This is a genomic window from Streptomyces sp. NPDC021093 (assembly GCF_044333135.1).
Taxonomy (GTDB): Bacteria; Actinomycetota; Actinomycetes; order Streptomycetales; family Streptomycetaceae; genus Streptomyces.
The window spans coordinates 215,017-229,079 of the sequence record NZ_JBIRQJ010000004.1 but is presented as its reverse complement, the minus strand read 5'-3'; the positions used below and the strand labels follow the sequence as shown (position 1 = coordinate 229,079).

The window sequence follows — 14,063 nt, the reverse complement described above, 5'->3', positions numbered from 1 at the left end:
GTGTTCTCGACGAGGCCTGCGGAGTGCAGGCTTCAGTTGGCGGTGTCGTCGGACGGATCCGGCGGGGTGGTACCCCCGTGCCGGGGCAGGCCGCCCGTGTCACCTGATGTGCGGTCACCGGCTGTGCGGTCACCGGGTGTACTGCCGGACGACGTGGCGTCGTGCGGCAGGCCGGAAACGGGATCGTCGTCGGATCGGCGCTGATCCCGGCCCGCCCGCTCGCTCTCGATCAGCTCGTTCAGCCAGCGCACTTCGCGCTCCACGGACTCCATGCCGTGCCGCTGCAGTTCGAGCGTGTAGTCGTCCAGGCGCTCACGGGTGCGGGTGAAGGAGGCCCGCATCTTCTCCAGACGCTCCTCCAGCCGGCTGCGGCGCCCTTCCAGGACCCGCATCCGCACCTCGCGCTCCGTCTGCCCGAAGAAGGCGAAACGGGCCGCGAAGTGCTCGTCCTCCCAGGAGTCCGGGCCGGTGTGCGAGAGCAGTTCCTCGAAGCGCTCCTTACCGTCCGCCGTCAACCGGTAGACGATCTTGGCTCGGCGACCTGCGAGCGAGGCGGCGAGCGCGTCCTCGGGGGCGCTGCCCGGCTCCTCGATCAACCAGCCGTTGATGACGAGCGACTTGAGGCACGGATAGAGCGTGCCGTAGCTGAAGGCCCGGAAGACCCCCAGTGAGGTGTTGAGCCTCTTGCGCAGCTCGTACCCGTGCATCGGGGACTCACGGAGGAGGCCGAGAACGGCGAATTCGAGGATGCCGGAGCGCCTGCTCATCCTTCGCCTCCCCTGCTCTCCGTGCTAAGTCCTGCCCGCTGTCCTGCACTTATGCCGAACTTATGCCGGGCCGATGTATCGACTCGATACATCCAGACGATAGAACGGCGGTCCGTCCGCGACAAGGCCAGTCATGGTGAACGGCGTCACATCATCAATTCGTGGGACGCGACTTGCCTGATTTGGGGTGAACATCGGCACTGGGAGTGTTTTGAGCGTGCGTAGTCTGTGCGGCATGCAAAACACCGGGAGCCGCGTGACGCAAGGGGGCGTCGTGTTTCCGGGAGTTGCTAGGGCGGGCCTGTGGGAGGGCGCGTCCGCATTTCGGGGGGACCGGAACTCAACTGCCGCTTCCAGGCGAACTCGCCTGCCCGAGGAGTAGTCGTTCGATGAGCGAGCACCGTCGCAAGCCTCCGCAACCGCAAGGTGGCGGTCGTGCCGCGGCCAGGAAAGCCGCCCAACAGCCTTCGGGCCGCCGCGCGGCCCCGTCGTCCCACGGCACCGCCGCCGGGACGCCGTCAGGCTCGTACGGGCAGGAGCCTTCCTACGGAGGAAGGGCCGAGGCCCGCCGCGCCGCCCAGCGGGGCGGTGGCGGCGGAGGACGCCGCGGAGGCGGAGGTGGCGGCCGGGGCGACCAAGAGGGTCCCGGGCGCGGCCGCGGAAGGGGCGGACAGCCGCAGAAGAAGAGGTTCATCGACTACCCGCGCTCCGCGAAGTACGGGTGGAAGCGGTTCGTGCCGTCGTGGAAGCAGGTCACGGGGCTGTGCGTCGGCTTCGTCGGCGCGCTGATGGCGGCGGGAAGTATCGCGTACGCCATGGTGGGCATCCCCGAGGTGCATGCCACGGCCACGGCGCAGAACAACGTGTACCTCTGGGACAACGGCAAGCCCATGGTGGCCACCGGTGGTGAGTTCAATCGCCAGGAACTGGCCTACGAAAAGATCCCGGAAGCCATGCGCAACGCGGTGATCTCCGCGGAGAACAAGACCTTCGAGGACGACCCCGGGGTCGACCCCATGGGCATCCTGCGGGCAGTCGCCAACATGGCCAAGGGCGGTAACACCCAGGGTGGCTCGACGATCACCCAGCAGTACGTCAAGAACTCGATGCTCGATCAGGAGCAGACCCTGGGGCGCAAGGTCAGGGAGCTCCTCGTCTCCATCAAGGTGGGAGACGAGCTCAGCAAAGAGAAGATCATGGCGGGCTACCTGAACGTCTCGTACTACGGGCGGGGTGCGTACGGCCTTCAGGCCGCCTCCCGTGCGTACTTCGACAAGGACGCCGACGATCTCAACCCGAGTGAGTGCGCCTTCCTGGCAGCGGTCCTCAAGGGTGCGACCTACTTCGACCCTGCGGGCGCGGAGGCGATCGATCCGGAGGCCACCCCGGCGAAGAACCTGAAGAGGGCCAAGGACCGCTGGAGCTGGATCCTGAACGAAGAGGTGAAGGACCAGCGCCTGACCCAGGAGCAGCGGGACAAGTACCCGGAGTTCCCGAAGGTCCAGCCGCTCAAGAAGAACGCCCAGCTGAGCGGCCAGATCGGCTACCTGGTCGACCTCGCCAAGGCGAACTTCATCAACAACAACGAATTGGGCATCGACGCGGAGAAGTTGTCCAAGGGCGGCTACGTCATTCAGACCACCTTCAACAAGGAGAAGGTGGATCGGCTGGAGAAGGCCGTGAAGAGCGTCTACGACAAGAAGATCGACCCCAAGAAGCGCCCGAAGTACGACACGCACGTTCAGTTCGGCGGTGCCTCGGTCAGCCCCAAGGACGGTGCGATCGTCGCCGTCTACGGCGGCACGGACGCCACGAAGCACTTCACCAACAACGCCGACCAGACAGGCGCCCAGGTCGGCTCGACCTTCAAGCCGTTCGTACTGGCAGCGGCCATGCAGCACGGCAAGCGCGACCCCGGCGGGCCCAAGGTCCAGAACTCCACCGAGCGCACCCTCGTCTCCCCCAAGAGCGTCTACAACGGCGACGACAAGCTCAAGATCAAGCAGTACAACGGGTCGATCTGGCGCAACGAGAAGGACGAGGAGTGGCTCCAGACCAACGACGGCCACGAGTCGTACGGTCCTATCGACTTGCGCGAAGCGATGCGGGTCTCTGCCAACTCGCCCTATGTACAACTCGGTATGGACGTGGGTATCGACAAGGTACGGACGACGGCGATGGACTCAGGGCTCTTGGAAAGCAGCCTCGCCAAGGGTGATAACCCGTCCTTCTCCATCGGCATCTCCGACCCGAGCGCCATCCGGATGGCAGGTGCGTACGCCACCTTCGCGGCCAGCGGCGAGCAGAACGAGCCGTACTCGGTGAAGGAAGTGAAGAAGGGCGGGCAGACCATCTGGCAGCACAAGAAGAAGTCCAATCCGGACGCGATCCCCTCCAACGTCGCCGACAACGTCACCGAGGTTCTGAAGAACGTCGTCGACAAGGGCACCGGCTCCAACGCGAAGATCCCCGGGCGTGAGGTCGCCGGCAAGACCGGCACCACCGACGGCAACAAGTCGGCCTGGTTCGTGGGCTACACGCCGGAGCTGTCCACCGCCATCGACATGTACCGGCTGGACGACAACGCGGAGAGCAAGCAGCGCGCCTTCCTGGAGATGTTCGGCACGGGCGGCGAGAAGAAGATCCACGGAGCGTCCTTCCCGTCCCAGATCTGGCACGACTACATGGTCGATGCCCTCAAGGGCACGACCCCGTCGACGTTCCCCGTTCCCGAGCCCATCGGCGAGACGGTCTGGGGCGGCGGCGCCAAGAGCCCGGAGCCCACACCGACCGCCCCGCCCACCCAGGCGCCCTCGGAGAAGCCGTCCGAGAAGCCGTCCAAGACGCCTCCCCCGGCGGAGACGTCCCCCCAGGAGACGCCCGGCGGTGGCGGCGAGGAGTGCGACCCCTTCGACTGGGAGTGCCACCAGGGCAACGGCGGTACGGGCGACAACAACGGCAGTGAGAACGGCGGCCAGGACCCGGGCCGCCCGCCGACAGAGACCCAGCCACCGCCCGGGGGCGGCCAGGACGGCGGTCAGAACGGCGGCGGAAACGGCGGCGGGAACGGGGGCGGCGGCCTCATCGGAGGCTCCGAGTAGCCCCTGGCAGTGCCCCGGCCATGCAGCAGGCCCACGGAGGGCCGTCGCACCGAGCAGTACGGTGCGGCGGCCCTCCGCCGTGTTCGGGCCGCTTGTGCCGCTCGTGCTGCTCGGGCTGTTCGTGCCGCTCGGGCTGCTCGGGCTGTTCGTGCCGCTCGTGCCGCTCGGGCTGCTCGGGAGGCTGCTCGGGCCGTTCGGGTGCCCAGGCCGCCCGAGTCGCGCCGGGGCGTGACCTGCCCGAGGCACTGGCCGCTGTCCCCGCCTAGCCGTCCGTCCCACCGCTCACACACCCGTACGGCAGGATGTCCCGCATGACGAGCGTGCACGAGGACCGGCCCGTACCCCCCACGCGGCAGGACGAAGTCGCCGCCGCGGGCAGTGAGCTCATCGGCGGGCCCATCGGCCGGTGGGCCAGACTCGGCGGCAGCCGGCTCACCCCGGTGCGCGTCGTCGCGCTCGCCGCGATCGGCATGTTCGCCCTCGGTATGGTCCAGAAACTGCCCTGCTACAACTGGGCCTGGTTCCAGGGCACGAGCTCCCAGTACACCCACGCCTGCTACTCCGACATCCCGCACCTCTTCGTCGGACGCGGCTTCTCCGAGAACCTGGTGCCCTACTTCGACCGGCTCTCCGGCGACATGAACTTCCTCGAATACCCGGTCCTCACCGGCCTGTTCATGGAAGTCGCCTCCTGGCTGACGCCGGCCGGCGGCACCCTCCAGTACCGCGAGCAGATCTACTGGCTCGTCAACTGCGGCATGCTGATGATCTGCGCCGTCGTCATCGCCGTCTGCGTCGCCCGAACCCACCGCAGGCGTCCCTGGGACGGACTTCTCGTCGCCCTCGCACCGGCCCTCGCCCTCACCGCCACCATCAACTGGGACCTCCTCGCCATCGCCCTGACCGCCGCGGCGATGCTGATGTGGTCACGCGGCAGGGCGCTCGCCTTCGGCATCCTCATCGGGCTGGCGACCGCCGCCAAGCTCTATCCCGTACTGCTCCTGGGGCCGCTGTTCCTGCTCTGCTGGCGGGCCGGGAAGTGGCGGGAGTTCGGGGCGGCGGTGCTCGGCACCGCGGGCTCCTGGCTGCTGGTGAACCTGCCCGTCATGCTCCTGGCGCCCGAGGGCTGGAAGAAGTTCTACGTCTTCAGCCAGGAACGGCAGATCGACTTCGGCTCGTTCTGGCTGATCATCACGCAGCGCACCGGGAAGCCCTTCGAGGTCACGGACGTCAACACCTACGCCACCCTGCTGATGCTCCTGCTGTGCGCCGGTATCGGCTGGCTCACCCTCGCCGCCCCGCGCCGCCCGCGCTTCGCCCAGCTCGCCTTCCTGGTCGTCGCCGCGTTCATCCTCACCAACAAGGTCTACTCCCCGCAGTACGTCCTGTGGCTCATCCCCCTCGCCGCCCTCGCCCTGCCCCGCTGGCGCCACCTCCTGGTGTGGCAGGCCTGCGAAGTCATGTACTTCCTCGGGATCTGGATGTACCTCGCCTTCACCACCAGCGGCGACAAGCGGCAGGGGCTGCCCACCGACGGATACCAACTCGCCATCGCCCTGCACCTGCTGGGCACGCTGTACGTGTGCGCGGTCGTCGTCCGCGACATCCTCCTGCCCGAACGGGACGTCGTACGGCGCGACGGCTCCGACGACCCTTCGGGCGGCGTACTCGACAGAGCCCCGGACGCCTTCGCCCTCGGCCAGGCCGCCCGTCGGCCCACGTACACGGCACAGCAGGTCCAGGGTCCACGCGTCCAGTGGGGAACCCAGCAGGGCGGCAGCGCCGCGTCCGACTGACCGGACCGTCCGTCCGTACCGACCGGGACCACCCGTCCGTACGGGAAAGGGCCGCCCGCACGTTTCCGTGCGAGGCGGCCCTTGTCACTGTTTCACGTGAAACATGGCGTCCCGGGAGGGCTCGGGCCCAGCAGGACCCAGTTTCTGCCGGGCTCGGTGGCCGGCAGGGCTCAGCGGTCCACCAGCCGGTCGAACTGCGTCGTCGTGTGCCGCAGATGAGCCACCAGCTCCTCGCCCACCCTCGGTTCCGTCGCATCGGACGGCACGAAGAGGATCGACACCTGCATGTGCGGCGGCTCGGCGAACCACCGCTGCTTGCCCGCCCACACGAACGGCGCCAGGTTCCGGTTCACCGTCGCCAGACCGGCCCGGGCCACACCCTTGGCCCGCGGCATCATCCCGTGCAGCGCCTTCGGCGCCTCCAGGCCCACCCCGTGCGACGTACCGCCCGCGACGACCACCAGCCAGCCGTCGGACGCCACCTTCTGCTGCCGGTAGCCGAACCGGTCGCCCTTGGACACCTGCGTCACGTCGAGCACCGCACCCCGGTACTCCGTCGCGTCGTGGTCGCCGAGCCACAGCCGCGTACCGATCCGCGCCCGGAACCGCGTCTGCGGGAACTGCTGCTGAAGCCGTGCCAGCTCCTCCGCCCTCAGGTGGCTGACGAACATCGTGTGCAGCGGAAGTCGTGCCGAACGCAGCCGGTCCATCCACGCGATGACCTCCTCGACCGCGTCCGAACCGTCCGTACGGTCCAGCGGCAGATGCAGCGCGAACCCCTCCAGACGTACGTCCTCGATCGCGGCGTGCAGCTGTGCGAGCTCCGACTCCTTCACCCCGTGCCGCTTCATCGAGCTCATGCACTCGATGACGACCCGGGCGCCCACCAGGGCGTGCACCCCGTCCACGGACGACACGGAACGGATCACACGGTCCGGCAGTGGCACCGGCTCCTCGCCCCGTCGGAACGGGGTCAGTACCAGCAGGTCGCCGCTGAACCAGTCCTTGATGCGGGCCGCTTCGTACGTCGTCCCGACGGCGAGGATGTCCGAGCCGAAGCGCGTCACCTCTTCCGCGAGACGTTCGTGCCCGAAGCCGTAGCCGTTGCCCTTGCAGACCGGAACCAGGCCCGGGAACTGCTCGATCACGGACTTCTGGTGCGCCCGCCAGCGCGCGGTGTCGACGTAGAGAGTGAGCGCCATGAGCCGGTCCGGAACCTTTCCCGTTGCTGCGGTGTGTCAGAGAGCTGCGGTGTGTCGGGGACTTGAAACGTACGCGGGCCGCGGGGGCCCGGCCATCAGCGGCGCGACATGTAGACGTCGAGCGCCTTGTGGAGCAGCTTGTTGAGGGGGAAGTCCCACTCGCCCAGGTACTGGGCGGCCTCGCCGCCCGTACCCACCTTGAACTGGATCAGGCCGAAGAGGTGGTCCGTCTCGTCCAGCGAGTCGGAGATGCCGCGCAGGTCGTAGACCGAGGCGCCCATCGCGTACGAGTCGCGGAGCATCCGCCACTGCATCGCGTTCGACGGCCGGACCTCGCGGCCGATGTTGTCGGAGGCGCCGTAGGAGTACCAGACGTGCCCGCCGACGACCAGCATCGTGGCTGCGGAAAGGTTCACCCCGTTGTGGCGGGCGAAGTACAGCCGCATCCGGTTGGGGTCCTCGGTGTTGAGGGCCGACCACATGCGCTGGAAGTACTCCAGGGGGCGCGGCCGGAAGTGGTCGCGGACCGCGGTGATCTCGTACAGCCGCTGCCACTCCGCCAGGTCCTGGTAACCGCCCTGGACGACCTCGACACCGGCCTTCTCGGCCTTCTTGATGTTGCGGCGCCACAGCTGGTTGAAGCCCTTGTGGACCTCCTCCAGCGAACGGTTCGCCAGCGGCACCTGGAAGACGTAGCGGGGCTGCGCGTCGCCGAAACCGGCGCCGTCGTCCTCGCCCTGCTGCCAGCCCATCTTCCGCAGCCGGTCCTGGACCTCGAAGGCGCGCGGCTCGATGTGGGTGGCCTCCACGTCCCGCAGGCGCTTCACATCGGGGTCCTGGATGCCGGACTTGATGGCCGCCGCGTTCCAGCGGCGGATCACCACGGGCGGGCCCATCTTCACCGAGAACGCACCCTGCTGCTTCAGGTGCGCCAGCATCGGCTGCAGCCAGTCGTCCAGGTTCGGGGCGTACCAGTTGATGACCGGGCCCTCGGGAAGGTACGCCAAGTACCGCTTGATCTTGGGGAGTTGGCGGTACAGCACCAGGCCGACGCCGACCAGCTCGCCGGTCCTGTCGAACCAGCCCAGACTCTCCGAGCGCCATTCCGCCTTCACGTCGGCCCATGCCGGAACCTGCATGTGGCTCGCCGCGGGCAGGCTCTGGATGTACGCCAGATGCTGCTCTCGGCTGATGGTCCGAAGGGTCAGGCTCGTCATGCGGGGCGCTCCTCGGCAGGTGTGTCCCCATGGGGTCAGGGGCTCCGGCTCTCGCGCCGAAGCCTACTGGGCCGAAGGAGCGCCCCGCCCGGCCCTGTCCGGCCGGGATCGGAGCCGGTGTCAGCCCAGGACGCCGCCGAAGAGCCCGCCGTGTGCCATGCCGAGGAAGAAGCCGACGGCCGAGGCGCCCAGACCGAGGATCGTCACGAACCTCTCGCGGGTCGTCGCGGACACGTACATCGCGTACCCGCCGGTGAGGATTCCGATCAGTCCCGCCCAGGAACTCACCAGGTGGAGGTTGTGGAACATCGCCGTCACCAGCGCCAGCACACCCAGTACCAGCGTCACCCCCATCAGGGTGTCCTGGAGCGGATGAGGTTTCCCGTCGGTCGCGAAGAGAGAGATGGACGAGCTGCGTCGCATTGCCTGTGCCATGAGGCACCTCCTGGCAGAAGGCGGCGCACTGTAGCGCCGCTCACACCCGATGTGTACAGATTGCGTCCCCCCGGGGCCCGATTTCAACCGGAAGCCTCTCTACGGGTACTCTGGACGGTCTGCACCGGTGTCATCCCTGCCCCAAACGTCTCCGCGGGTTCTTTCCCACGGGATTGTCAGTGGCAGCCGATACCGTTGCGCACGCATCACGACCCTCCTGCCACGGAACGACCGTGGCCGCTGAGTCCAAAGGAGGTGGGTTCTACATGCGTCACTACGAAATGATGGTCATCCTCGACCCCGATCTTGAGGAGCGCGCTGTCGCCCCCCTGATCGAGAACTTCCTCTCCGTCGTCCGTGAGGGCAACGGAAAGGTCGAGAAGGTCGACACCTGGGGCCGTCGTCGTCTGTCCTACGAGATCAAGAAGAAGCCCGAGGGCATCTACTCGGTCATCGACCTGCAGGCCGAGCCTGCGGTCGTCAAGGAGCTCGACCGACAGATGAACCTGAACGAGTCGGTCCTCCGGACCAAGGTCCTCCGCCCCGAGACCCACTGAACTTCCGTTCAGCGGTAATCGGGTTCGAGTAGCACCCACCAGCAGCACCACAGCAGCCAGCAGCAATCCCCGCCGAGAGGTTCACCCATGGCAGGCGAGACCGTCATCACGGTCGTCGGCAATCTCGTCGACGACCCCGAGCTGCGCTTCACCCCGTCCGGTGCGGCGGTCGCGAAGTTCCGTGTCGCGTCCACTCCCCGCATCTTCGACAAGCAGACCAATGAGTGGAAGGACGGCGATGGCCTGTTCCTCACCTGCTCGGTCTGGCGTCAGGCGGCGGAGAACGTCGCGGAGTCGCTCCAGCGAGGCATGCGCGTCGTCGTGCAGGGCCGGCTGAAGCAGCGGTCCTACGAAGACCGTGAGGGCATCAAGCGCACGGTCTACGAACTGGACGTCGAGGAAGTCGGCCCCAGCCTCAAGACCGCCACGGCCAAGGTCACCAAGACCACCGGTCGCGGCGGCCAGGGCGGCGGGTACGGCGGCGGTGGCGGCCAGCAGGGTGGCGGCGGCAACTGGGGCGGCGGCTCCGGTGGCGGCCAGCAGGGCGGCGGAGCTCCCTCCGACGACCCCTGGGCCTCCAGCGCGCCGGCCGGTGGACAGCCGCAGCAGGGCGGGGGTGGCTGGGGTGGAAACTCCGGCAACTCCGGCAGCAGCGGCGGTGGCTACTCGGACGAGCCGCCCTTCTAGGGCAGCTCGAACTCCCACTTCTTGATCACACAGGAGAAACACCATGGCGAAGCCGCCTGTGCGCAAGCCTAAGAAGAAGGTCTGCGCGTTCTGCAAGGACAAGACCCAGTACGTGGACTACAAGGACACGAACATGCTGCGGAAGTTCATTTCCGACCGCGGCAAGATCCGTGCCCGCCGCGTCACCGGCAACTGCACGCAGCACCAGCGTGACGTCGCCACGGCTGTGAAGAACAGCCGTGAGATGGCGCTGCTGCCCTACACGTCCACCGCGCGATAAGGGAAGGGTGACCGACAGATGAAGATCATCCTGACCCACGAGGTCTCTGGCCTCGGCACCGCCGGCGACGTCGTCGACGTCAAGGACGGCTACGCTCGCAACTACCTGGTTCCCCGTGGCTTCGCGCTGCGCTGGACCAAGGGTGGCGAGAAGGACGTGGCGCAGATCCGCCGCGCCCGCAAGATCCACGAGATCGCGACCATCGAGCAGGCCAACGAGGTCAAGGCCAAGCTTGAGGGCACGAAGGTCAGCCTGGCCGTTCGCTCCGGCGACGCCGGCCGTCTCTTCGGCTCCGTGACCCCCGCCGACGTCGCTGCCGCGATCGTCGCCGCCGGTGGTCCGAAGGTCGACAAGCGTCGTGTTGAGCTCGGCGCCCCGATCAAGACCCTCGGTTCGCACCAGGTCTCCGTGCGCCTGCACGACGACGTGGCCGCGAAGCTCGGCGTCGAGGTCGTCGCTGCCTGAGTGCAGCACGCCCCGGCCTGAGAAGGTCTGAGCAGAAGGAAGGGCCGCATCCCCCAGGGGATGCGGCCCTTCTCTGTTTCACGTGAAACAGCAGTGGTTCGCGGCGGCTTCCTCGCCGTGGCCCCGCGCTCGTTTCACGTGAAACATGCCCCTGTGGTACGTCAGCGGGTGGCGCCCGTGACGATCCAGCGGCCCGACCTGGTCCGCCACCACAGGGTGGCCATCCGGACCGCCATCATCAGGACCATCGCCCACCACAGTGCCGTCAGGCCGCCGCCCAGCTTGGGGACCAGCAGCGCCACCGGGGCGAACACCGCGAGCGTGGCGAGCATCGCCCAGGCCAGGTACGGGCCGTCGCCCGCGCCCATCAGCACGCCGTCCAGGATGAAGACCACCCCCGAGATCGGCTGGCTGATGGCCACCACCAGGAGCGCGGGCAGCAGGGTGTCCCGTACGACCTGGTCACTGGTGAAGAGCGGGACGAAGAGCGGGCGGGCGAGTACGACCAGAATGCCCAGCACCACACCGGCCGCGATGCCCCACTCGACCATGCGGCGGCAGGCCGCCCGGGCGCCCTCCTTGTCGCCCGCGCCCAGGTAGCGGCCGATGATGGACTGCCCGGCGATCGCGATCGCGTCCAGGGCGAAGGCCAGCAGGCTCCACAGGGTCAGGATGATCTGATGGGCGGCGACGTCGGCGTCGCCCATGCGGGCGGCGACCGCGGTCGCGATCATCAGCACCGCGCGCAGCGACAGCGTACGGACGAGGAGCGGCACCCCGGCCTGGGCCGAGGCGCGTATTCCGGCGGCGTCGGGGCGCAGCGAGGCGCCGTGGCGGCGGGCGCCGCGGACGACGACCACGAGGTAGACGGCGGCCATCGCCCACTGGGCGGCCACGGTGCCCCACGCCGACCCGGCGATGCCGAGCCCGAAGCCGTACACCAGGAGCACATTGAGGATGCCGTTCGCGACGAAGCCGCCGATCGCGACGTAGAGCGGGGTCCTGGTGTCCTGGAGGCCGCGCAGTACGCCGGTGGCGGCCAGGACCACGAGCATCGCGGGGATGCCGAGGCTGGAGATCCGCAGGTACGTGATGGCGTACGGGGCGGCCGTGTCGGACGCGCCGAAGAGGTCGATCAGGCCGGGGGCGCCCGGCAGGACGGCGGCGATGACGACGGCGCCGAGGAGCAGGGCCAGCCAGATGCCGTCCATGCCCTGGCGGATGGCGGCGGCGAGGTCTCCGGCGCCGACGCGACGGGAGACGGCGGCCGTGGTCGCGTACGCGAGGAAGACGAAGATGCTCACCGCGGTGGTGAGGAGGCCCGAGGCGATGCCGAGCCCGGCGAGCTGGGGGGTGCCGAGGTGGCCGACGATCGCGCTGTCGGCCATCAGGAACAGGGGCTCGGCGACCAGTGCGCCGAAGGCAGGGAGGGCGAGGGCGACGATCTCGCGGTCGTGCCGGCGGCGGCCTGGTTTCGATGCCGCGGGAGCCTGTGTCATGGCCTCAATCTAATCTTCCACAGGTAAGAGATACAAGGGCATAGAGACCCTTACTGATCGTTGCCCTGAGGGTCCGGGTGTGCGCCGTTTGAAGTGATCTTGGCCCGGCTTCGAAAGTTTTTCTCCCCCACAGCCGGTGGATGGTGTTTCCGCAGGTCAGATGGGTGATGTGGGGAGTGCTGTGAACTTGTCCACAGTGCTGTCCCCCGGTCCGTGCACAGGTTCTGGCGAGTTCTCCACAGCAAGTCGTCGGTTTCTCACAGGCCCTGTGGATAACCAGATTGGCTGACGGTGCCCGCGGGCCTACCGTGGACCGGCGCCCGCCCTGTCTTCCGGCGTTCACAGGTACCCCGGGAAACCACTGGACTTGATGTGCCGGAAGCGGAAGTCGGGCGTCTCATTTGTCAGAGCCGTGCCGTAAGAAAGAGTGGCACAGCGAGGTCCGCGGAGCGGACGGGAGGAGGTGGGCCCGGTGACGATTTCCGAGCCCTTGGACGACCCCTGGGCCGACAGCGGTCCCGGTGACCGTCTGCCCGCCCGCAAGCGGAACGGCGACGGCGGACGCGGCCGTGACGACCGGCACGACAGAGGCTCCGAGGCCGGTGGCTGGGACGGCGGCGGGGGCAGCGGCTTCGAGCGCGTTCCGCCGCAGGACCTGGACGCGGAGCAGTCCGTGCTCGGCGGCATGCTGCTCTCCAAGGACGCCATCGCGGACGTCGTGGAGGTCCTCAAGGGCCACGACTTCTACAAGCCCGCGCACGAGACCGTCTTCCAGGCCATCCTCGACCTGTACGCGAAGGGCGAGCCCGCCGACCCGATCACGGTCAGCGCCGAGCTCACCAAGCGCGGCGAGATCACCAAGGTCGGCGGCGCCCCGTACCTGCACACACTGGTGCAGTCGGTGCCGACGGCCGCCAACGCCGAGTACTACGCGGAGATCGTCCACGAGCGGGCGGTGCTGCGCCGCCTCGTCGAGGCCGGTACGAAGATCACGCAGATGGGATACGCGGGCGACGGCGACGTCGACGAGATCGTCAACTCCGCGCAGGCCGAGATCTACGCCGTCACCGAGCAGCGCACGTCGGAGGACTACGCACCGCTCGGCGACATCATGGAGGGCGCGCTCGACGAGATCGAGGCGATCGGCTCGCGCAGCGGCCAGATGTCCGGTGTGCCGACCGGTTTCACCGACCTGGACTCGCTGACGAACGGTCTGCACCCGGGCCAGATGATCGTCATCGCGGCCCGTCCCGCCATGGGAAAGTCGACGCTCGCGCTGGACTTCGCACGGGCCTGTTCGATCCAGAACAACATGGCGAGCGTGATCTTCTCGCTCGAAATGGGCCGCAACGAGATCGCGATGCGCCTGCTGTCCGCAGAGGCGCGGGTGGCGCTCCACCACATGCGCTCCGGGTCGATGACGGACGACGACTGGACGCGGCTGGCCCGGCGGATGCCCGATGTCTCGGCGGCCCCGCTGTTCATCGACGACTCGCCGAACCTCTCCATGATGGAGATCCGCGCCAAGTGCCGTCGGCTCAAGCAGCGGCAGGACATCAAGCTGGTCATCATCGACTACCTCCAGCTGATGCAGGCCGGTGGCTCCAAGCGGAGCGAGAGCCGCCAGCAGGAGGTCTCGGACATGTCGCGAAACCTGAAGCTGCTGGCGAAGGAGCTGGAGGTGCCGGTGATCGCGCTGTCCCAGCTGAACCGTGGCCCCGAGCAGCGTACGGACAAGAAGCCGATGGTCTCCGACCTGCGTGAATCCGGGTCGATCGAGCAGGACGCGGACATGGTGATCCTGCTGCACCGCGAGGACGCGTACGAGAAGGAGTCGCCGCGCGCGGGCGAGGCGGACATCATCGTCGGCAAGCACCGTAACGGTCCGACGGCGACGATCACGGTGGCCTTCCAGGGCCACTACTCGCGGTTCGTGGACATGGCACAGACCTGATCCCGCGGGTGTAGGGTCTCAGATTTCGTGTCGGAATCTCACGACTGATGTCGGATTGAAGTCGGATCCGACACAGGTCTGAGATTTGCAGGTCGCACCCATA

General features: G+C 68.0%; 12 protein-coding genes. 7 read left to right on the top strand and 5 right to left on the bottom strand.

Going from position 1 to position 14,063, the window contains the following annotated elements:
• Positions 1 to 32: 32 nt before the first annotated feature.
• Positions 33 to 767: a helix-turn-helix transcriptional regulator gene (locus tag ACH4SP_RS13505; RefSeq protein ID WP_398414054.1), complete on the bottom strand. Its 735-nt coding sequence runs from the start codon at positions 765 to 767 to the stop codon at positions 33 to 35.
• Positions 768 to 1,156: 389 nt separating this feature from the next.
• Here ACH4SP_RS13505 and ACH4SP_RS13500 point away from each other — a divergent pair, with 389 nt between their 5' ends.
• Complete coding sequence (locus ACH4SP_RS13500; RefSeq protein WP_398414052.1) at positions 1,157 to 3,868, top strand: transglycosylase domain-containing protein; 2,712 nt, start codon at positions 1,157 to 1,159, stop codon at positions 3,866 to 3,868.
• A 311-nt stretch (positions 3,869 to 4,179) separates the two neighbouring features.
• On the top strand, positions 4,180 to 5,664 hold the full coding sequence (locus ACH4SP_RS13495; protein ID WP_398414050.1) for a glycosyltransferase family 87 protein: 1,485 nt from the start codon (positions 4,180 to 4,182) through the stop codon (positions 5,662 to 5,664).
• Between the two features lie 170 nt (positions 5,665 to 5,834).
• On the opposite strand, the gene ACH4SP_RS13490 is transcribed toward ACH4SP_RS13495, so the two are convergent.
• The 3 genes from ACH4SP_RS13490 to ACH4SP_RS13480 all read right to left on the bottom strand — a co-directional run bounded on the left by ACH4SP_RS13490 (position 5,835) and on the right by ACH4SP_RS13480 (position 8,518).
• Positions 5,835 to 6,866, bottom strand: a complete 1,032-nt coding sequence (locus ACH4SP_RS13490; protein ID WP_398414048.1) for an alanine racemase — start codon at positions 6,864 to 6,866, stop codon at positions 5,835 to 5,837.
• A 95-nt stretch (positions 6,867 to 6,961) separates the two neighbouring features.
• Positions 6,962 to 8,083, bottom strand: coding sequence for a lipid II:glycine glycyltransferase FemX (locus ACH4SP_RS13485; RefSeq protein WP_398414046.1), 1,122 nt, complete (start codon positions 8,081 to 8,083; stop codon positions 6,962 to 6,964).
• Between the two features lie 120 nt (positions 8,084 to 8,203).
• Complete coding sequence (locus ACH4SP_RS13480) at positions 8,204 to 8,518, bottom strand: hypothetical protein (RefSeq protein ID WP_398414044.1); 315 nt, start codon at positions 8,516 to 8,518, stop codon at positions 8,204 to 8,206.
• A gap of 266 nt (positions 8,519 to 8,784) precedes the next feature.
• On the opposite strand from ACH4SP_RS13480, the gene rpsF reads away from it, so the two are divergent.
• From rpsF to rplI, 4 genes are all read left to right on the top strand, one after another.
• On the top strand, positions 8,785 to 9,075 hold the full coding sequence (gene rpsF, locus ACH4SP_RS13475; RefSeq protein ID WP_055610618.1) for a 30S ribosomal protein S6: 291 nt from the start codon (positions 8,785 to 8,787) through the stop codon (positions 9,073 to 9,075).
• Between the two features lie 87 nt (positions 9,076 to 9,162).
• On the top strand, positions 9,163 to 9,762 hold the full coding sequence (locus ACH4SP_RS13470; RefSeq protein WP_398414041.1) for a single-stranded DNA-binding protein: 600 nt from the start codon (positions 9,163 to 9,165) through the stop codon (positions 9,760 to 9,762).
• Positions 9,763 to 9,805: 43 nt separating this feature from the next.
• The gene (rpsR, locus tag ACH4SP_RS13465) at positions 9,806 to 10,042 is read left to right on the top strand and encodes a 30S ribosomal protein S18 (RefSeq protein WP_003967857.1); all 237 of its coding nucleotides are present in this window, start codon (positions 9,806 to 9,808) and stop codon (positions 10,040 to 10,042) included.
• An 18-nt stretch (positions 10,043 to 10,060) separates the two neighbouring features.
• Positions 10,061 to 10,507: a 50S ribosomal protein L9 gene (gene rplI, locus ACH4SP_RS13460; RefSeq protein ID WP_398414038.1), complete on the top strand. Its 447-nt coding sequence runs from the start codon at positions 10,061 to 10,063 to the stop codon at positions 10,505 to 10,507.
• Positions 10,508 to 10,668: 161 nt separating this feature from the next.
• Here rplI and ACH4SP_RS13455 read toward each other — a convergent pair whose 3' ends face one another.
• Positions 10,669 to 12,006, bottom strand: coding sequence for an MATE family efflux transporter (locus ACH4SP_RS13455; protein WP_398414036.1), 1,338 nt, complete (start codon positions 12,004 to 12,006; stop codon positions 10,669 to 10,671).
• A gap of 490 nt (positions 12,007 to 12,496) precedes the next feature.
• On the opposite strand from ACH4SP_RS13455, the gene dnaB reads away from it, so the two are divergent.
• Positions 12,497 to 13,960: a replicative DNA helicase gene (gene dnaB / locus ACH4SP_RS13450; RefSeq protein WP_398415068.1), complete on the top strand. Its 1,464-nt coding sequence runs from the start codon at positions 12,497 to 12,499 to the stop codon at positions 13,958 to 13,960.
• Positions 13,961 to 14,063 lie beyond the last annotated feature (103 nt).